This window comes from Alteromonas sp. OM2203 (genome assembly GCF_048517045.1).
GTDB classification, from domain to species: Bacteria; Pseudomonadota; Gammaproteobacteria; order Enterobacterales; family Alteromonadaceae; genus Alteromonas; species Alteromonas gracilis.
Genome location: NZ_CP183209.1, coordinates 4,241,821 through 4,262,786 on the forward strand (window position 1 = coordinate 4,241,821; position 20,966 = coordinate 4,262,786).

Annotated in this window: 14 protein-coding genes; 6 read left to right on the forward strand and 8 right to left on the reverse strand. The window is 45.5% G+C overall.

Annotated elements, in window-relative coordinates:
* The first annotated feature begins 13 nt into the window (after nt 1-13).
* Complete coding sequence (locus ACM0P2_RS18570) at nt 14-2,962, forward strand: TonB-dependent receptor (RefSeq protein ID WP_159119772.1); 2,949 nt, start codon at nt 14-16, stop codon at nt 2,960-2,962.
* Between the two features lie 670 nt (nt 2,963-3,632).
* On the opposite strand, the gene ACM0P2_RS18575 is transcribed toward ACM0P2_RS18570, so the two are convergent.
* Nucleotides 3,633-6,185 (reverse strand): glycoside hydrolase family 3 protein, encoded by a 2,553-nt coding sequence (locus tag ACM0P2_RS18575; RefSeq protein WP_419226974.1) that lies wholly within the window; start codon nt 6,183-6,185, stop codon nt 3,633-3,635.
* Nucleotides 6,186-6,197: 12 nt separating this feature from the next.
* Nucleotides 6,198-7,460: a sugar MFS transporter gene (locus ACM0P2_RS18580; RefSeq protein ID WP_105932607.1), complete on the reverse strand. Its 1,263-nt coding sequence runs from the start codon at nt 7,458-7,460 to the stop codon at nt 6,198-6,200.
* 215 nt (nt 7,461-7,675) lie between these two features.
* On the opposite strand from ACM0P2_RS18580, the gene ACM0P2_RS18585 reads away from it, so the two are divergent.
* The 3 genes from ACM0P2_RS18585 to ACM0P2_RS18595 are packed head-to-tail and all read left to right on the forward strand — an operon-like array spanning nt 7,676 to nt 11,630.
* Nucleotides 7,676-9,034 (forward strand): GH1 family beta-glucosidase, encoded by a 1,359-nt coding sequence (locus tag ACM0P2_RS18585; RefSeq protein WP_159119774.1) that lies wholly within the window; start codon nt 7,676-7,678, stop codon nt 9,032-9,034.
* An 18-nt stretch (nt 9,035-9,052) separates the two neighbouring features.
* A complete protein-coding gene (locus tag ACM0P2_RS18590) occupies nt 9,053-10,054 on the forward strand; it encodes a LacI family DNA-binding transcriptional regulator (protein ID WP_159119775.1) in 1,002 nt (333 codons plus the stop codon).
* A gap of 1 nt (nt 10,055) precedes the next feature.
* A complete protein-coding gene (locus ACM0P2_RS18595) occupies nt 10,056-11,630 on the forward strand; it encodes a sugar porter family MFS transporter (protein ID WP_159119776.1) in 1,575 nt (524 codons plus the stop codon).
* On the opposite strand, the gene ACM0P2_RS18600 is transcribed toward ACM0P2_RS18595, so the two are convergent.
* From ACM0P2_RS18600 to ACM0P2_RS18625, 6 genes are all read right to left on the reverse strand, one after another.
* On the reverse strand, nt 11,620-13,272 hold the full coding sequence (locus ACM0P2_RS18600) for an ATP-binding cassette domain-containing protein (RefSeq protein ID WP_419226975.1): 1,653 nt from the start codon (nt 13,270-13,272) through the stop codon (nt 11,620-11,622). The genes ACM0P2_RS18595 and ACM0P2_RS18600 overlap by 11 nt on opposite strands.
* Complete coding sequence (locus ACM0P2_RS18605) at nt 13,265-15,022, reverse strand: ABC transporter transmembrane domain-containing protein (protein ID WP_419226976.1); 1,758 nt, start codon at nt 15,020-15,022, stop codon at nt 13,265-13,267. Before ACM0P2_RS18605 ends, ACM0P2_RS18600 begins: the two co-directional genes overlap by 8 nt.
* Before the next feature lie 152 nt (nt 15,023-15,174).
* Entirely contained in the window at nt 15,175-15,288 is a 114-nt protein-coding gene (gene cydX / locus ACM0P2_RS18610) for a cytochrome bd-I oxidase subunit CydX (RefSeq protein ID WP_012519975.1), read from the reverse strand.
* 10 nt (nt 15,289-15,298) lie between these two features.
* Nucleotides 15,299-16,435: a cytochrome d ubiquinol oxidase subunit II gene (gene cydB / locus ACM0P2_RS18615; RefSeq protein WP_159119778.1), complete on the reverse strand. Its 1,137-nt coding sequence runs from the start codon at nt 16,433-16,435 to the stop codon at nt 15,299-15,301.
* Nucleotides 16,432-18,012, reverse strand: a complete 1,581-nt coding sequence (locus ACM0P2_RS18620; protein WP_105932601.1) for a cytochrome ubiquinol oxidase subunit I — start codon at nt 18,010-18,012, stop codon at nt 16,432-16,434. Before ACM0P2_RS18620 ends, cydB begins: the two co-directional genes overlap by 4 nt.
* Nucleotides 18,013-18,380: 368 nt before the next feature.
* The gene (locus ACM0P2_RS18625; RefSeq protein WP_159119779.1) at nt 18,381-18,983 is read right to left on the reverse strand and encodes a Tll0287-like domain-containing protein; all 603 of its coding nucleotides are present in this window, start codon (nt 18,981-18,983) and stop codon (nt 18,381-18,383) included.
* Between the two features lie 151 nt (nt 18,984-19,134).
* Here ACM0P2_RS18625 and ACM0P2_RS18630 point away from each other — a divergent pair, with 151 nt between their 5' ends.
* Together ACM0P2_RS18630 and ACM0P2_RS18635 are read left to right on the forward strand one after the other, a co-directional pair.
* The gene (locus tag ACM0P2_RS18630; protein ID WP_159119835.1) at nt 19,135-20,457 is read left to right on the forward strand and encodes a sigma-54 interaction domain-containing protein; all 1,323 of its coding nucleotides are present in this window, start codon (nt 19,135-19,137) and stop codon (nt 20,455-20,457) included.
* Between the two features lie 62 nt (nt 20,458-20,519).
* Nucleotides 20,520-20,930: a hypothetical protein gene (locus ACM0P2_RS18635; protein ID WP_159119780.1), complete on the forward strand. Its 411-nt coding sequence runs from the start codon at nt 20,520-20,522 to the stop codon at nt 20,928-20,930.
* Nucleotides 20,931-20,966: the final 36 nt, after the last annotated feature.

Below are 20,966 nucleotides of genomic sequence, written 5' to 3' on the forward strand. Positions count from 1 at the left end.
CAGTAGGGCAATTATGAAACACACTACTTTTAAAAAGACCCAGCTTGCCACGTCAATGGCTTTGTTGATGGGCTCCACACTAGCACTACCTACCTACGCACAAGAGGCGGAAACGGCAACACCCGCGGAAGGCGAAGTAGAAGTTATACAAGTTAGCGGTATTCGCGGCAGCATGATCCGCTCGATGGACTTAAAGCGCAGTTCAAACGGTGTAGTAGACGCCATATCAGCTGAAGAGCTAGGTAAATTCCCTGATACAAACCTAGCAGAAGCACTGCAACGCATTACCGGTGTAACCATTAGCCGTAATAACGGTGAAGGTAGCCAAATTACCGTTCGAGGTTTTGGTCCAGAATTCAACCTAGTGACACTAAACGGTCGTCAAATGCCGGGTACTGGTTTTACCCGTTCATTTGACCTTGCCAACCTTTCATCTGAAGGCGTAAGCACGTTAGAGCTTCAAAAAACAGCCCGTGCAGAAAACCCAAGTGGTGGTTTAGGTGCTACGGTAAATATCATTACTATGAAGCCGCTTGCCCAGTCAGGACAAAACGCAACTATTTCAGTGAAAGGTATTTACGATACGTCTAACGAAGCTGGTGACGATGTAACGCCAGAAATTGCAGGTGTTTACACCAATACCTTCGCGGACGACATGTTCGGGTTCGGCGTTTCATTCTCTCACCAAGAGCGTGATTTCCAACAACAAGCTGCTAGCATTCAAGGTTGGGTACTTCAAGAGAATGAAGACCTTCCTCAAAATATAGATCCAAGTAATGTTGTTGATAACCGCACCAATATTACCGATGTAGCGTTCTTCCCGAAAGACATGAACTACAGCATTAACGACATTCAACGTGAACGTTCGAATGGTCAGGTTACTTTCCAGTTCCGCCCTGTAGATGCGTTTACTGCAACCATAGACTACACGGCGTCTCGCGCTACCACCGGCACTAATACTGTAGGTTGGGGTATATGGAACAACTTTGGTGCTAACATTAATGCTTATGAGCTTGATGAGAACGGCACAGCTGTTTATGCAGATATCAGTGGCGATGACGGCTCGTTTACCGCAAGCCGCAATACCACTCGCGTTGACGCCCGCTCACTGGGTGTAAACTTAGACTGGATGGTAAATGACGATTGGCATTTACGTTTGGATTACCATGATTCTTACAACAAAACCGACAATGGTTATGACGAAGGGCTGGGTAGCGCTGGGCAGATCATTCTTGGTTCAAATCAGTTAGAGTCTAAAGTTTATGACTACCGTGAAGGTGAAATCCCACAAGTCTATGTAAACTGGAATAACGGCACCAACGAAATTATGCCGGGTGAAATTGACTCTAACTTCAGTCAGTTCATCTATTCACCAGGACGCTCTGACATTGAGCAACTGCAATTAGACGGTACTTGGTATAACTCTGCGTGGGATATTCCGCTTGTTAAAATTGATTTTGGTGTAGCTCGCACAGAACAGTCTCTTTCTGGCTTTACCGCATGGAGCGGACTACGCGGCGGACCTGGCTTTAGCCCGTCGTTTACGGAAATTTTCCCAGACAGCATGTTCGTTCGCAACGACACCTCAGGCTTCTTAAACGCCTTTGATGGTGGTGGCGCAAGCATGAACCCTGGCTATTACTACACCTTTGACTTCGATGAAGCCATTGCGCGTCAGCTTCAATTCATCACTGCTGATGTTGTGGGTGAGAGCAATGCGTACTCTATCGACCCATATTTCAGCGGCGATCCTTCAGTAAGTAATGTAGAAGAGACAACAGACTCAATTTACGTACAGACTGAATGGGATTTTGAAGTTAGCGATTACTATGTTCAGGTTAACGCAGGTCTTCGCTACGAAGAAACGGAAGTACCAAGCACGGCTGAAGTTCGCGTACCTATTCAGGTTAATTGGGTTGCGGCTGGCGAGTGGATCACTGTTTTCCAAGACGGCGTTGAAGAGCAGGACTTTACCGGTAAGTACGATGTACTGCTTCCTATGTTCGACGTGAAAGTTGATGTAACAGACGATATTGTTGCCCGCTTCTCTTGGGGTAAATCAATTACTCGCGCACCTATCGGTTTCTTGCAAGGCGGACGTTCATTTAGCGGAAGCCCTAAAATTGGCTCGAGGGTAGTATCTGAAGGCAGTACCGACCTTAAACCATATGAGTCAACTAACTTAGACTTATCTTTCGAATGGTACTACGACGAAGCGAGCTATGCGTCTGTCGGCCTATTCAGAAAGTCAGTGAAAAACTATATCGATACCCAAGGTAGGCTTGAGACCTTTGACGGCCTAAACGACATCTATCAGGGGCCAAGATGGCAAGAAGCTGTTTCTGCACTTCAGGCAGAAGGCATTCAGGCCACCAACAGTAACATTTACGACTACTTCAGAGAAGCAGGCTACGCTGATGCAGATGGCGTTGTTGAGCCTAACTCAGACGACCCGCTTATTGAGTGGAACGTGGTTAAACCTCGTAACCTTAGTGATTCTAGAACAGTAGAAGGTATCGAGCTTGCCGTTCAACATACGTTCGGTGAAACAGGCTTCGGTTTTGGCGCTAACGCAACGCTTGTTGACGGTGACGTAAAGTATGACCCGTACGACCTTGAACAGCAAAACCCGCTGGTAGGCATCAGTGATTCTGCTAACTTTCAAGTGTTCTACGAGAAAGAAGGCTTGTCAGTTAAAGTAACCTATGCATGGCGTTCAGACTATCTAGTTGGTATTGGTCAAGCGCAGGGCTCGGCGGATAACCCAGCGACTCAGTTCGACACCTTTGGTCAGGTTGACGCCAGCATCAACTACGATGTAAATGAGCACTTAACGGTCTTCCTAGAAGGTGTAAACATCAACGACGAAACCGAGCGTGGTTACGGCCGCTTTGAAGAGCAATTCTTATTTGCTCGTCAATATGGTCCTCGCTACACGCTAGGCGCTAGATATTCTTTCTAAGTTATCAAGCTATTACGCTAAGGGCCTTTTTAAGGCCCTTTTTTTGTTTTAAGCGCGCTCAAATTTTCCAAAGTACTCTTCAACTAAGTACTTTTCAATTTTGATAACCTGAACAAAGGGACTGAGGTAAGAGTAGTATTAGACAAGCAAGTGCCTAAGCACGCTATGGTAGAAAGGAACTCACTTTAGGTCACCTGACCTTTCCCTTCAAAAATAACGCCGGTTTTCGAGGCTTAAAAAAATTGTAGATTCGATTGTTGATAATTATCGGCAAGTGCGTATTTCCCCAAGATTCAGCGCACAAACCTTTTATCCAAGTACTTCTCAGTACCAAAAGATATGGAAACATAGGAGCTTATTAAACAAAGTAACGATGAACTTAATGTGGATAACAAATTTGGCGGAAGTAGCATTTTTATTTTCAGTCATAAAGACTAAAACAATCTGTGAATTCAAGTCTTAATGAGTTGAGAACATTGTAATTCTTGAGTCCGAAAACGCTAACCCTGTACTTGGCATATTTTCTCAAAAAGCATCAACAATGGTTTTTAAAACACTTTTTTCTCTAAGGCATTATTACGTAGTAACGGGTGATTACAAATAAAAAAGTCGCCAGCGTTTAGGCTGGCGACTTTCATAAAGTAGTAGCGTTAATACTTAAGCTTTCTAGTTAATCCTGACAGCTTATACTCGCTGACTCTGCCGCACCTGGCTTAAACTGAATATCTGCCACACTCAAGCTTGCTTTACCCGCACTACCTAATTCAAACGGTACTACAAGACCGGTAAAGTCGATACCTTCGTCAACAAAGCACTGTAGGTCAATACTCACATTCGTCCAGGTATCAACAGGCATTGCTTTAAGCTGCTCACTGATATCAAGTTGTGTTGAGCAACTTCCTGGCGCGTCGCCCTCGCCTTCACAGTTCATTCCCACAGTTACAGGCTGCGTGATATCTGAATGACGGCTTACATTAAAGCTAAGCGCACCTTGCGTGAGTAATTGCGCACTTAAATCCTCGCGGAAAAAGCTCTTACTTGCAAAGCGCATCGCCGCGAACTCAGAGCCATCAAATGTCACTTTACGGGCATCTTCTTGAACCACCTTATCGACGGTGCGGTACGTCAATGCTCCGACAGTATGAGTGCTTGCACTCACTGTTAACGACTCATCACCCGAATACAACCACAACACCCATGGAGACTGAACGGCACCGTTTAGAACTTCCATTGCCTCGTTGTTATCAGTGCTTACTTTTATCTCAGTGTTTAGCGAATCGCTTAATACGTTTTCGGCATCAAAGGTTAGACCAAATCCATAGGGTAGCAATGGTTCGTAGGTCTCATCGCCCTTATTCACGATTTGCTGAGGTTCCGATGGCCAAGAGAAAGAAAGCTTACCTTTGAAATCATGCTTACCAAAAAGTACATCGGCTACCGCTGCACCTTCAGAGCCCGGAAGCCAAGCAGCAACAAACGCGTCAGAAGCATTAAGTTCAGCATTTACCCACATTGGACGACCACTGATAAACACCGATACCACAGGAATACCTTGGGATTTCAGTTTTTCTAGCAGTGCTAAGTCTTTTTTGCTGCCGTGCTGATAAATTAAGGTTTCTCTATCACCATGGCCTTCAGCATAAGGTTCTTCACCAAAAACAACTATCGCCACGTCAGGCTTGGTTTCAAAACTACCGTCAACCGAAAGTTCTACGTCACCGCCCCCGTTTTCTACATGCGCCTTAATACCGTCATAAATTGAGCTGCCACCTGGGAAGTCATCATTCGTATTATTTGTGCCTTGCCACGTAACACTCCAACCACCTGATTGCTTGCCGATATTGTCGGCGCCATCACCTGCTACCATTATGCGTTTAGTCGCCGAAAGCGGCAAAGTTTTATCTTTATTTTTCAATAACACTAGCGATTCACGAACCGCTTGACCGGCTACTTCACGGTGCTCAGCTTTACCAATTAATGAGCGGTCGGCCGATAGCGGACGATTAGCCGGACTTGGCTTGTCAAATAGGCCTGCTCGAACTTTGACGCGAAGAATTCGGCGAACCGCATCGTCAATACGCGACATTGCAATAGTGCCATCTTTCACTTGAGCGATTGTGTTGTCGTAAAGCACCTTCCAGTCACTAGGCACCATAAAAATATCCAAGCCGGCGTTAATGGCTTGAGCGCAGTCTTCGTTATTACAGCCGGCTACTTGACCGTGGCCGTTCCAATCGCCGACTACGAATCCATCGAAACCCATTTGATCTTTAAGTACGTCAGTTAATAAGTATTTGTGACCATGAAGCTTTTCACCATTCCAGCTGTTAAAAGACGCCATAACCGACTGAGCACCCGCCGTTAATCCGCCCACGTAACCTTGGGCATGAATATCGAACAAGTCTTGCTCGCTGGCAATATTGTCGCCTTGGTCATCACCACCAACCGTTCCACCGTCACCCACGAAATGTTTTACTGTGCTGATAACGCGCTGGTCGCTTAAAAAATCTTTTTCTGCAGCGCCCTGAAGGCCTTTTACAACAGAAGCTGCATATTCCCTAACAATGGCAGGGTCTTCAGAATAACTTTCATAAGTACGACCCCAGCGGTCGTCACGTACAACAGCAACCGTTGGTGCAAATACCCAATCAATGCCTGTCGCCATCACTTCTTTTGCTGTGATATGGGCAATTTCCTCTACTAGCTCAGGGTTGTTTGCTGCACCTAAACCTATGTTATGAGGAAATAAAGTCGCACCAATAACATTGTTATGACCGTGAACCGCATCCGTTCCCCACATCGTCGGAATAGTCGAGCCATCAAGGCTGTCATCCACCGACGCTTGATATAGCTTTTCGGCAAGCGCTACCCAGTCATCAGGTGTCGCATGCTTGTCGTTATTAGGGAATGCGCCACCACCGTTTAGGTAAGAACCAAATCCGTACTGACGCATATCCTCGACGGTTATATTGCGAATTTCAGGCTGGATCATCTGTGCAATTTTTTGCTCAAGTGTCATGGTAGAAAGAATGTCTGAAACCTTGCTTTCTACCGCTGGGTCAGCCTTCACCTCGATATTTAATGCAGGCCAAATTTCACTGGCTTTATTCGGTTTATCATTGGCACTGTTAACTGAAGAAGCGTTATTCTCGGTTGTACAAGCACTAACTAAAACACTAACTAGTGCACCTGTAACAACGTTTGCGATTAGACTTTTTCGCATTATTAATCCTCGTTACTTTTCAGTGGATTGAAATTTAGCTACGCGGCTTCCCACAAGACCATAATAGGCGATGTAGAGATAGCAAGAAGCTGGAAGTAAAAACGACAATGTGACGCCAATAGAGTCCGCCAGCATTCCTTGAAGCAAGGGCACGATAGCGCCACCTACTATTGCCAAGCATAGAATACCTGAGCCTTGCGGCGTATCTTTCCCCAACTGCTGAAGGGCAAGACTAAAAATGGTTGGAAACATAATTGAGTTAAATAAGCCCACACCGAGTATAGTCCATAGCGCTACGCTTCCTGTACTTGAAAGGGATAACAAAATTAATACGATCGCAACACAGGCGTTGAACGCCAACACATAACCGCCAGATATTTTTTGCATGACTACTGCACCGATGAATCGTCCGACCATGGCACCACCCCAGTAGTAAGCCAGAAGTTTTGCAGCACCTGCCTCGGTAAGCCCCCCAACTGCAGGACTCGCTAAATAGTTCACTAACATACTGCCAATAGCAACTTCAGCGCCTACATACATAAATATGCCTACTGCGCCTAAAACAAGATGCTTGTGGTGCCACGCGCCGCCTTTAAATACACCCGTACTGGCGCTGGTATGATTTAGCTTAGGTAGCTTCAAATACATAAAAACGAGCGCTAATAAAAGTAACGAAGCAGCAAGAATCAGATAAGGCACCTGGACATCTGACGCACTTGGCGTGCCGCCGCCATGTTCACCGGTAGCCCCATAAATCAGGTAGGAGCCAAAAAACGGCGCAACTGTGGTACCAAACGCATTAAACGCTTGAGTCATCGTAAGGCGTGAAGACGCAGTATTAGGGTCACCAAGAGCGGTAACATACGGATTAGCAGAGACTTGAAGAACGGTAATTCCCGACGCCAGGATAAAAAGTGCTAGTAAGAAAATACCGTATATTTGGGTCGAGGCAGCAGGGAAAAACAACAAACATCCAACACAGGCTATGCCCAAACCTAGAACAATACCTTTTTGATAACCAATGCGCGACACCACCATACCGGCTGGTAAAGATACGACAAAATAGGCACTAAAAAAGCAAAACTGAATAAGCATTGCTTGTGTGAAGCTTAAATTAAAAGCCCCTTTTAGATAAGGTATGAGAATGTCGTTCAAGCACGTTATAAAACCCCACATGAAAAACAACGTAGTAAGCGAGATAAGTGCAAAACGGTAACTACCATTCACATTTCCCTCTTGGGCGTTTAAATTATTAGGCTGCACTGGTGTGTCCACAAATAACCTCTGTTGCTATTTTTCGAATTAATGATAGATTTAGAATTGAAAGCGCTTACACAACAGCAAAAATAGCCCTTTTATAACTTTGTAAGCGCTTACATTGAGCAGATAATTACATGAAGCGTTATCGAATTCAATGTAAATATGATGTTATTTACTTTGTATTGCACATTGTAAATATAAGATTTTGTAATAATCAGGACATTCTCACGATGCCAGAAATTAACCTCCCTTCTACTTCAGCGATGTTATCGAAAGATTTTTTATTTGGTGTGGCTACATCAAGCTTTCAAATAGAAGGAGATAGAGGGGGAAGGTTAGATTGTATTTGGGATACGTTTTGTGCAGAAGAAAATACAATTTCCGACAGCACAAACGGAGATATTGCCTGCGATCATGTGAAGCTTTGGAAACAGGATATTGAACTTATTGACTCCCTTGGCTTAGACGCTTATCGCCTATCTATTTCTTGGCCTCGCGTAATGAATCAGGATGGCACCATCAACGAAGTGGGCATGCAGTTTTACGTCAACCTAGTGAACGAGGTTATTGAACGTGGCATGAAAGTGTTCGTAACGCTATATCACTGGGACCTTCCTCAACACTTAGAGGACAACGGAGGCTGGCTCAACCGCGACACCGCCTTTGAATTTGAGAAATATGCCGAAGCTGTTGCAAGTACATTAGGCGAAAAAGTTTATTCATACGCCACGTTAAATGAGCCCTTCTGCTCTGCTTACCTAGGTTACGAAGAAGGGATACACGCGCCTGGCAAAACAGGCATGGCTAACGGGCGTCGAGCAGCTCATCACCTACTACTTGCTCACGGCCTAGCGCTAAAAGTACTTAAGCGCCTGTGCCCAAACAGCAAAAATGGGATTGTGCTTAACTTTAGCAACTGCCATACGATAGGCAGTGACAGTAACGATATTGAAGCCGCAAAACTTGCCGATGAATATCATAATCAATGGTATTTGCAGCCAATCATAGATGGTAAGTACCCTGACGTAATCGAGCGACTAGACGCAGAAGTTAGGCCTGAGATCCTTGATGGTGATATGGATCTTATTTCACAGCCTATCGATTATTTGGGTATCAACTTTTACACCCGCACTCTCTATAAAAGTGACGGCGCAGGTTGGTTTGAAGTTGTCCCTCCTGCTACCACCGAACTTACGGCTATGGGTTGGGAAATCACGCCAGATGCATTTACAGAATTATTAGTCGATCTTAATCAGCGCTACGCGCTGCCGCCTATCTACATCACTGAGAACGGTGCGGCAATGAACGATGAGCTAATTGGCGGCGAAGTAAAAGATGACGATCGAACTGCCTATTTCCATACCCACCTTAACGCGGTTGATGAGGCGATGAAGCAAGGCGTGGATATACGCGGATATTTTGCCTGGAGTCTAATGGATAACTTTGAATGGGCGCTAGGCTATTCAAAACGCTTTGGCATTGTCTATGTAGACTATGAGACGCAAAAACGTACATTGAAACAAAGTGCTTTGGCCTACTCAAAACTGGTTAAGAGCCGTTTAAATGGGTACATTAGCGGTATCAAATAAGAATAAGTACCGAACTGTATGGCAACAATTTATCAAGTCTCAGAAGCTGCGGGTGTATCGCTGGCTACCGTCTCTCGTGTTATGAATGGTAACGCGCGGGTAAGTGAGCGCACGCGCAAGAAAGTTGAAGAAGCAATGGCATCATTGGGATATCAACCCAACGCTATTGCCCAGTCTTTGGCGTCAAACCGCACGAACAGTGTGGGTTTACTCGTATCAGAACTGCACGGCTCCTACTTTGGCGACTTGATGAGTACCGTAGAACAGGTGCTAAAGCAAAACGGCAAGCACGTTATCATTACCGCCGGGCATGTCGATGAAAAACGTGAACACGAGGCTATAGAGTTTTTAAAAAGTCGTCGCTGCGACGCTCTCATTTTGCACGCTGAAGCAGTGTCTGACGAGTATCTAAAACAACTGGTCGACGGTAATGTTCCCGTTGTTGTTATTAACCGCAAGGTAGATGACTTAAATGACAACTGCTTTGTTGTAGACAACGAACAAGGCGGCTATCTGGCCACACAGGCAGCAATTAATGCTGGCCACAAGCATATTGGGTATATCAGCGGCCCACTGTTTAAAAAAGATGCCAGTGATCGGCTTGCTGGCCACAAGCGCGCGCTTGAAGAGGCCGGGATTAAGTTTGAAGAAACTAGTATGTTTGAAGGAGATTTTCACGAATCGGCAGGCCATGAAGGCATGCTTCACCTTCAAAAACACTATCCAAATTTTACTGCGCTAGTTTGTGCCAACGACGAAATGGCCTCAGGCGCAATGACAGCAGCGAGAGAAGCTGGCTTTGATATCCCTGAACAGCTTTCCATTGTTGGCTTCGATAACGTGTTATTTTCGCGCTATCTTTACCCTAAACTCACCACAATAAATAACCCTATCCACGCTATGGGAGAAATGGCGGCTTATTGGGTGCTTCAACATGTTTATAACATAAAGAGCCCTACTCCAATTGAGCACCTGTTTGTTCCTGAAGTGATAAATAGGGATACATTAGGCAACCTATAAAATGAATAAAGCCCTGTCTCCATCTCTGTATTACACTCTGATTGTCTCGCTTGGAGGCTTTATTTTCGGTTTCGATGCCAGTGTAATAGCGGGAGCCAACGGCTTTATAGACGCTGAATTTGGCTTAAATGACTGGCAGCAGGGATTTGTTGTCAGTTCACCTACCCTTGGAGCGCTCATCGCTATGCTATTTGCTGGCGGTATCAGTGACGCTATAGGCAGGCGAAAAGCGCTCATACTTGTGGCTTTCTTATATTTACTTTCGTCCGTTGGCTCTGCCCTCGCTCCCAATTTCGAACTGCTGGTACTTTCTCGGTTTATCGGCGGCATCGCATTTTGTTCACTAATTATCGCCCCACTGTATATTTCCGAAATTAGCGCACCACGCAATAGGGGAAAGATGGTGTCGGTAAACCAGCTCAACATTGTGTTTGGTTTCGCCCTGTCTTATTTCACCAATTATTATTTATTACAGCTAAGTAACAGCGCAGCGCCTTGGGTGACCGACATAGGCTTAGATATACATTTGTGGCGCTATATGTTGGGCCTAGAAATTATTCCTGCACTTCTATGGTTTAGCTTACTTTTTACTATTCCTCGCAGCCCCCGTTGGCTGGTATTAAAAGGGCGTCAGAAAGAGGCAGAGCAGGTAATAAACCGCTTATTCGACCATGCACAAGCAAAAGCGCTGGTTGAAGACATTTCGTCATCGTTGAAAGAAAGATCTTGGTCACTAGGCGAGCGCCTTGGCTTTCTAAAAACAAAAGCCATGCGTTTTCCTTTGATGGTGGGAATCATTATTGCCATTGCGCAGCAAATTACCGGCATCAACGTTATCTTTTTTTACGCTCCTACTATTTTTGAACAAAGTGGTGTAGGTACCAATGCAGCCTTTATGCAAGCTGTATTGATTGGCGTGGTAAATGTAGCGTTCACCATAGTCGCCATGTTAACCATTGATAAGTGGGGCAGAAAGCCTTTGTTGTTGATAGGTCTTACTGGCGTAGTGATCAGTATGGCTATCTGCACTTATGGGTTTAAGCAGGCAACGTATCAAGTACAGCAAACTGAGATTACAGAACTTTCCCAAGAGAGTCCTTCGGTCGCTGCCAAGCTAACTCCGTTAATCAAAGAAACCTATTATTCAGATGTAAGCTTTAAACGTGCGCTTAAGGCCGTGCTAACAAGCAGTGAATACGACACCTATCAACAACCGCTACTTACTAGCAGTATTACTATGAATGCGCCGTTAGTGCTTTTTGGCATCATAGCCTTTGTTGCTTCGTTCGCTATGTCATTGGGCCCTGTTATGTGGGCCATGCTGGCCGAGATATTTCCTAACCAAACTCGGGCACTGGCTATTTCATTGGTGGGTATGGTGAATTCACTCACAAGCTTCTTGGTTCAAATGGTATTCCCATGGGAGCTAGCCAATTTGGGGGCTGCCGCCACATTTGCCATATACGGAGGCTTCGCTTTAGTGAGCTTGATACTGGTCGCCAAGCTCTTCCCTGAAACAAAAGGAAGAAGCCTGGAAGACATTACAAAAGACTTCGAGCAGTTCGCTACAAAGTAGCGCGATGCTCGCCGTTAACGGTAACCATGCTCGCTTCGTCTAACTGTACGTTTTTTTTCACCGCGAGGGCTTTAGGGGTGACATGTGAAGCAATTATCACTAGCTTATCGGTAGCAAAGCGGTTTAACACGTCACACACACGTTGTTGTGTGTGAATGTCTAAGCCTTCAAACGGCTCATCTACAAGTAATACTCGTGGATTAGCTAAAATAGCCCGAGCTAGCGCTACGCGCTTTCTTTCACCACCAGATAGTGGCCGTCCTGCTTTGCCTACCCAAGTAGTCAATAATAAGCCCTTATCCAAACCTAGCTCTTGCAGCAGCGTCGTCATTTGATTGTGGGGTATTTCCTGTCCAGCAGGGTCTAAATTTAAAGCAAGCGTACCAGATAATATGATGGGCTCTTGCTCAACATAGCGCCAGTTTGAGACTAAACCAGGGGGCATGGTTACGCCATCAATCTCTCGTTTCCCGTTGGCAGGAAGTAGCCCCGCGAGCCCCTGAAGCAAAGATGATTTACCACAACCAGAGGCACCTGACACACAAACCACACCTTTAGCTGACATGCTTGTATTCACTTTGTTCGTACGACGGCCTTTTATCGAAAAATCCGTTAAGGTTATCGCTGTATTTATCTCTCTTTCGCAAAGCATCTTGACGGGTGTTGTTTTCATTTGCCGAAGCGCTTTTACGCTTTGCTTGTATTGTGCAAACTTAGATATGCTTGAAAACGCGTTTCCCGCCCAATCGGGCGCCGCAAGCAATACCATAGGCACTACGATAGCGATGGGTGCAAAAAGCAACGTCTGCGCAATGGATAAAGCTCCAGACATCATTAGCACAACCAGCAAAAACGCTATACCCTGAAACCACCACGCGGCTCGATTAGCTGTATTTTTTTGTTCGATCTTTTCTTGCCATACTGCTTTAGCACTAACGTTTTTTCCGATTATGTTCGATGTTTTTTTCTCTTTATCATCCAGCGTACTGGCATTAGAAGCGCTATGGCTATTGTGCTCCCAATTAACGTTGTCTTCGCGCTGATCTTCAAGCCCCCTGTTTAAATGCCAGATTGCACTACTATTTAAAAAGTTGTTTGACGCTTGTCTAAACTCGGCATTCGCGCACGTTGCGCGCTTAGCGATACGAAGCGCCCTTAGCCCTTGTAGTACTACCGCTATCAACCACGCCGCAAAAAAGCCAATAAGCAACCCTGCACCAGGAAAGTCAAACCACGTGGCTATAAAACAAAGACTTGTGAAAATAAACATAATGCTAGACAGCGGCGCTATCCACGCTATCCAACGACTAGCAAGCTCTTCGGTATGATGAGCTAGTGCTTCCGTCGTTAAGGCTTTTTCATTAATCTGGCTGTTTTCAAGCTGGCTGAATACGCCTAATCTAATATTGGCTATTCGAGCGAGTAAATCGTTGTGGCCAACCCACATACTGGCGTAGCCTGATGCAATGCGAAGTAGCGCAAGTGCGCGGATAACAACAGCAGGAATGACATAGTTAAAGCCCACAGGCGCAATTGCGCTGACGGCAATAAACCAAGAAGAAATAACCAAGATACTGATGCCTGCTACACCATGAGCTAGGGCGAGCAATAAAGTCAAATAGGCGGGTTTAGTACTATTCATTGGTCGACGCCTGCTCTTTGCTTTGGCTAGCAATTGATACTGTTTTCACTTCACCGTTTTTGATACTCCAGAAGTGTGTGAACCAATTGGCAGGCAGTGCCTTGTGCGAAGCCCAAATTAACGTTTTGTTGCCACCTAGGCGGTTGATAAGCTGAGCCAGTCTGTGATGTTGGGGATCTGGTAAATGCGCCGTTGGTTCATCCAATAACCATATGCCAGCGTCTCGCAACAAAGCCCGAGCTAGAGATAGACGCTGCGCCTCGCCCCCAGAAAGTAATGGGTAATCTGTCATTAACGTGTCTAGTCCATAGGGTAATAGGGCTAGCCACTGCCCTAATTCTACCGCGTGAAGCACCTCGTTAAGCGCTTCATCCGTATAGCAGTCATCAAGGCATAAGTTCTCTCGTACCGAACCTGGTGTTACTACTGGGTGCTGCGTGATCCACACAACCGGCTCGTTAAATTTGTGAGATGCAGGGCGCTGCCCACCGAGTGCTTCTAACAACAGCGTTTTACCAGAGCCCGAAGCACCGCTGAGTAAAATTCTATCGCCTTTAAAAACATTAAGGCTATCTGCGCTAAGCAATGCAGGCAGTTCGTTTGTAGAGGATGATAACGACGTAAATAGCGACGCGTTCATCTCAAAAACGTTAAAGTGAGAGGCTGAAAGCAAAGATTCGCGTGGTGTGTTTATATGCTCAGAATGGCTATCTTCTTTTGTATCTGAAAGCATTTTAATTTGAGCTTGAATATACACAGAGAACAAAGGAGCAAGTTCGTCTTGCGCGGCTTCTGCCTGTGCTTTTTGATGATAAACCTGACCCAATTTTTTCATTTCACTTAACAGTAAGGGTACGGTAAGCAGCACCCACAAACCTTGCTGTAGTGTTATTGCAGGCCCAATACTTAATTCACCCAACAATGAAAAACCGATAAATACCGCCACTAAGGCCACGGCAAGCGTGGCGAAAAAATCCAGCACGCTGTTAGATAGAAACGCCACACTCACCACTTTCATAGTTCGCGTATTTAAATTATCACTGGCTTGCTTTAACAAATCAGTTTGTTTTTGATGAGCCTGAAAGCTAGCCAGCATAGGCAATGCCGCCAAGCGATCGGTAAACAAGCTACCCAATCGTTCAAGCGCAATAAAGTGCTTGCGATGCAGTGCGGCCGCCCCTTTGCCTACGATGATCATAAAAAGCGGCACAACAGGTAATGTAAGCAGTAGACCAAAACCGATTACAGGGTTTACGTAAAAAATAACGGCTAAAGCCAGCAATGGCACTATCACCGCTATCATTTGCTGCACCCGATATTCTAGGGCCCAATCGGTAAAAGCCTGCATATGCTGCAACCAAAGGGTTTGCCAATAATAAACAGAGTGCTGGCGGATAAGCGCATGCTGACGGGCGACAAACACCTGCTTCAAATGCGCTTCAAGTTTATCAAGTGCCTTCGCTTTACCCATACTAGAAAGGGCGTTAAACGCGCCTTGAAATAACCAGCACAATGCTAAGCAGCAAGAAAGCCCTACTACATCGCCACGAGTCGCAGGTGTTTTATTCACCACCCAGTCTTGAGCAATATTAGAAAAGTAATAAAAGCCAATAATTAAAGAAAAAAGCGACAAACACTTAACCGCTACCTGTGACATAAGCGAACGGCGCAAGCCAAGCGATTGCGCGCTATCCACTTCCTTACACCACTTAGTAAGTGTTTGTCTGTTGGGAACCTTTTCTTTAATCACTGTTCTTTTCTATCTTTTTTGTTGTTTCGTTTATTTTTAACTTTTTTTGAAGTGGTAGGCTGGCTGCAAGAACTCTCAGCGGCAGGGATGCCGCTGCGAAGCCCCCATGGATGGGTTCACGGCGTGTTCTTGCGGCCAGCCTATCTCCACTTCTACTCTTGGTCTTCGGGTCTATCCATGTTTTCCGTTGCTTCCAACCACATCGCATTAATAATGCCGAAAGAGCACGCCAGTAAAACACCTAATATCCAAGCGAAATACCACATAAATATCTCCTTAATAGATAGTGTGAGATTGGTCGAGGTCATCATTTTTGATACGACCACGCATCACGTAAAAGCTATAAGCGGTGTAGCTCAGTACAATGGGCACAAAGATACAGGCAACGATGAACATAACGTTTAGCGTCATGTGACTAGATGTTGCATCCCATACGGTAAGGCTAGCTTCTGGCATTGTGATGCTAGGCATTAAGAACGGGAACATTGAAAAGCCCGCCGTTAAAATTACGCCAGTGATAAACAGTGCACTTGATACGAACGCCATACCCGGATTGCCTTTCTTAGAGAAGAGCGCGCAGGCAAGACCAGCTACTACACCTAATACAGGGGCTATTACCATGAAAGGATATTTGCTGTAATTGCTCATCCAAGCGCCCGCTTCAATCGCTACCTCTTTCTTAAGCGGGTTCGATGTAGCAATAGTGTCTATTGCAGAGGTAATCACAAAGCCATCTAACCCAAATGCTACCCAAAAACCTGCAATAACAAACAAGGCTACGCCTACAAGGCTCAATACTACTGACACAGCGCGGGCTCTAACTTCAATAAATCCATCGGTTTTCATTTGTAACCAGGTTGCACCGTGGTTAAGTAAAATAGCTACTGACAGTAATCCGCTCACCAGGGCGAAAGGCGTTAGCAAACCAAAGAACGAACCTGTATACGTTGATTTAAGGGTACTATCTAGCTCGAAAGGCACACCTAATAACAGGTTACCAAACGCCACGCCAAAGATGAGCGACGGAATAATGCCACCAGCAAATAGCGCCCAGTCCCAAGCTTTGCGCCACTGTGGGTTAGGTAATTTACTGCGGTAATCAAAACCAATAGGACGCATCCATAAGGCAATTAACGTTAGCGCTAAAGCAAGGTAAAAGCCCGAAAACGCCGTAGCATAAATCATTGGCCACGCCGCAAAGATGGCACCACCTGCCGTTATAAACCACACCTGATTTCCGTCCCAGTGAGGCCCAACGGTGTTAATCATCACACGACGTTCTTTGTCATTTTTCCCTATAAGGGTAAGCAATGCGCCCACCCCTAAGTCGAAGCCATCAGTTACGGCGAACCCAATTAGCAGCACGCCAACTAAGCACCACCAAATGACGCGTAACAGTTCATAATCAATCATGCTTTTGCTCCTTGCTCATCAAGGTCAATAAGATCAAGCTCAGTTTCAGTCTTTGTATCTTCCGGAGGCACAGGACCTTTCTTCGCGAATTTTTTCATTAGGTAAAAGCCAATGATGAACATTGCTGTGTAGAAGACGGTATAGGCAACAATAGTGGTTACCACATCGCTAATCGCCAAGTTAGACACCGAGGTATGCACCGGCAGTACTTCTGCAATAGACCATGGCTGACGACCATATTCAGCAACGAACCAGCCAGCTTCACAGGCCACCCAAGGAAGTGGCAAACCATAGAGAGCGCCTCTTAGTAGCCAGCGAGGCTTGGTGATTTTATGTTTTGTGCTGTAATAAAATGCACACAAGAACAGAGCAAGCATAATAAAGCCTGCGGCAACCATGATTCGGAAACTCCAAAATAGCGGGGCCACCGGTGGAATGCTGTAGTCAACGGCTTGTTGAATGGCCGTTTCTGATGGGTTTGACACATCGTCTGTGTAGGGCTCAAGCAGCATGGCGTAGCCAAGACTGTCTTTGTTGGCTTCAAAGGCTGCGCGCTGCTCAGCTGTTGCAGTACCATTTCTTACATCATCAAGCACTTCATAAGCTTTGATGCCGTTTAAAATACGCTCACGATTATCTTCTTTAAGATCCTTAATACCTTTCACTTCTTCGGTTAAAGAGCGAGTAGCAATGATGCCCATTGCCCAAGGAATCTGAAGGGCGTATTCGGTTTCTTCTTTTTCATCGTTAGGTATACCAAAAACAGTGAACGGTGCTGGCGCGGGATGCGTCTCGTATTCAGCCTCAACAGCAGCTAATTTCACTTTTTGCACGTCACCAAGTTCATAGCCACTTTCGTCACCTAAAACAATTACTGACAAAGTTGAAGCTAGGCCAAAGCTGGCTGCAATCGCAAACGAACGACGGGCAAACGCAATATGCTTGTGGTTTAGTAGATAGTAGCTAGAAATTGCCAACACAAACATGGCGCCGGTCACGTAACCTGCTGAAACCGTATGAACGAATTTAACCTGTGCTACAGGGTTAAAAATAACGTCAGCGAAGCTGGTCATTTCCATACGCATCGCTTCAAAGTTAAATTCAGCGCCTACTGGATATTGCATCCAACCATTAGCGATTAGGATCCAAAGTGCTGAGAAGTTAGAACCAATGGCAACTAACCAAGTAGCCATAAGGTGCTTCACCTTAGACATTTTGTCCCAGCCAAAAAAGAACAGGCCCACGAAGGTAGACTCCAAGAAGAAAGCCATAAGCCCTTCAATAGCCAAAGGCGCGCCAAAGATATCGCCGACATAGTGGGAATAATATGACCAGTTCATGCCAAACTGGAATTCCATGGTTAAGCCTGTGGCGACCCCAATGGCAAAGTTAATACCAAACAGCTTTCCCCAAAACTGGGTCATTTGCTTGTATATCTCTTTACCTGTCATCACATAGACCGACTCCATGATAGCAAGTAGAAAGCTTAGCCCTAGTGTTAAGGGTACAAAAATAAAGTGGAACATCGCAGTTAATGCAAATTGCCACCGCGATAGTTCTATTAACGTATCGCTCATGGGTTATCTCCCTCGTCTCTCTTGCGCGATAAGCGCTTGACCTTAAATAAATTTATTGGTTATTCAGTGGTTGTCACATGAACATTCATCACAGCTAGAGCATGGTTTGTGCCATTCATCACTTTTCTCGCTAATCTGAATCAGCAACTGATGAATGACAGTCTATTCGTACTGTGCGGGTCAATTATTCCATGGCGAAAAGTTGTGCACTTTGATCCATCGCAAGGATCTAATATGAATTTTGCGCCAATTTTGTCATTATCAGCGACAAAATTGACACATATAAAAAAGAAGAGGGGGCGTCGTAGCCTTGTTTAAAATGGTTGAGTAAAGAGCTTTTATATTAGCTGATACAAAATTAACTTAAGTTACTGCCCAGAATAAGTCAGCGTAAACGCGCCGCGCAATTCACCAAGTTTAAACCCAGTGGCCTCATCCTTAGGGTAATGTTTTAAAATGGTTTCCTTTACTGAAGGTGCAACTTGGGCGCCGTGACACGCCATACAAACTTGGCCTTGTTGAATAGCCATCATGTACCGGAACTCGCCACTGTCGCTGTCATACTTATAGGTATCCATGGGCATGGGTGGCTGCTTACCCTCTAGCTCAGTCTTTTCTAATAGAGAGGCGAAAAGGGCTAGCTGCTCGCGCTCCCACTCTTCTGGCGCGTTATTCGGGTTTCTCACTTTTAGCGCAGTGCGCCCTACTTCCCACCCATTTTGGCTAAGACTTTCGGCGATAGGCTCTGCGGCCAACTGACACTCTTCTACACCTGCTTCCAAACCGCCAGACTGAATTGCCTGTTTTAGTCTAGATTTAAGCGCGCCACCAAGGGCTTTAGCGTGAACTCTTGCCTGCTTCACTTTTGCGTGCTCATCGCTTTCAGCTAGCTCGTTGGTTTGTGCATTAGCGAAAGGGCACCCGGCGCTTACGGCTAACCCCAACGCAATTAAAAAGATGCGTTCTTTCATTGTTTAACTCTCCTATTGACGGACGTATTTGCACTCAGGCATTGTGATTCAACTAAAACAATCAACAAGCTCTATGCCAATATGTTAAGTTGGCAAGATAAAAGTAGCATTAACTAATACGCTGACAATGAACATATCAATTGTACAAGCAATGATAGATGCAATAGATAAACCCGCTATTTTCATCAATCAAAACTACATTATTGAGGCGGTCAATGCGCCTTACAGAGATACTTATCCTGTCGATATCAAGCTCGGTTATAGCACCTGTTATCAGGTATCTCATCGAAACAATAAGCCCTGTGACCAATGCGGCGAGCAGTGCCCTATGCAGGAAAGTAAAAAGTCGGGCCGAGCAGCTAGTGTGGTGCATATCCATACCACCAGCGAGGGCCAAAGCTACTGCGACATTCTGATGCGACCTATCTTCGACGGTCACGGGGATTTAATAGGTTATCTGGAAATTCTAGATAAGCTTGCCTTTGCGTCTAACCGCCCCTCTGCTGGAAAAATGATTGGCGAGTCAGAAGCATTTAAAACGATGCTGAATAAAATCAACCGCGCTGCAAACTCAGACATATCTGTTTTACTGTTTGGTGAAACCGGAACCGGTAAAGAACTGGTGTCTCAGGCTCTACACTCAAGTAGCCATCGGGCTGAAAAACCTTTTGTTGTAATTGAATGCACTGGGTTGTCTGATGCTTTGCTTGAAAGCGAGTTATTTGGCTATGAAAAAGGCGCGTTCACCGGCGCGACCACCAATAAAAAAGGACTGGTAGAGGCGGCAGAGGGTGGCACTCTATTTTTCGACGAAGTAGGCGATATTCCCCTCGCCATGCAGGTTAAACTACTCAGGCTTTTTGAAACCCAGACTTACCGTCCTGTGGGAAGCGTAGTTTCGAAGAAAGCCAATTTTAGATTGGTGTGTGCATCGCATAAAAACTTAAAGCAAATGGTAGAAAAGGGGGAGTTTCGGCGTGACCTTTACTATCGAATTGCTGGCTTTCCTATCAACCTTCCGTCCTTGCGAGAGAGAAGGTCAGATATTGCGCTAATTGCAACGCACTTTTTGGCCCAATCCCATGAGAAAAAGCGTTTCCATAAAAAAGCCCTCGAAAAATTAAGCAGCTACGCCTTTCCGGGTAATATTCGCGAGTTGCGCAACATCGTTGATCAAGCAGTATTACTTGCCGATGAGACCGTGATCTACGAGTCGGACCTCCCAGTCTTAGACAATTTCACCGGCGAGGATAACGCTTTAATGGAGGGTATAGGTGATAAATACCCACTAACAACAAACGGAGTTAATCTTGGCAAGGATGTTATGACTCTCGAAGAGGTAGAAGATGCTTATCTCGCTCAGGTAGCAAGCACCTTTAGAGGCGATATAAACAGCCTCGCAGACGCACTAGGCGTAAGTACCCGCACGCTTTACCGAAAACTGAAAAAAGCCGGTGTTAAAGAAATTAATTAACATGTGGAAATACCCATCCATCGCAGGCTATGATAAAAATGCGCAACGTAAAAAGATAAACAATGTCGATTAAACACCTGACAGCCTTAACACTCTGCCTTTGTATGCTCTTGCAAAATGCATTAGCACTGGGCCTTGCTTCGCATACTATGCAGCATGCTCGTGGGTTAATGGGCGATGACATTGAACTTATCTGTACTGGCAAGACCATGCGCTATATATCGGTAAGCGCAACAGAGCTTGAAGGTGAGTTTGTATTTATAAGCCCAGAACTACTAAAAGCACCTGTTGAGCACGTAGATTGTACCAACGGCACGTTGGCCGACCTTCCTCAAATGGACAACGTACCTGTAGATGCATTGGTAGTGATATCTTTTGTGCGCTATCGCGCCTTGGCGTCTCGCCTTGCAGCAGCACCCCACACATCGTTTGCCTTTGCGGCTCCGCCAGGTCGTGCTCCACCTCTCGCATAACAACGCCTAAAACACACTTAACACGCATGGTTTAAC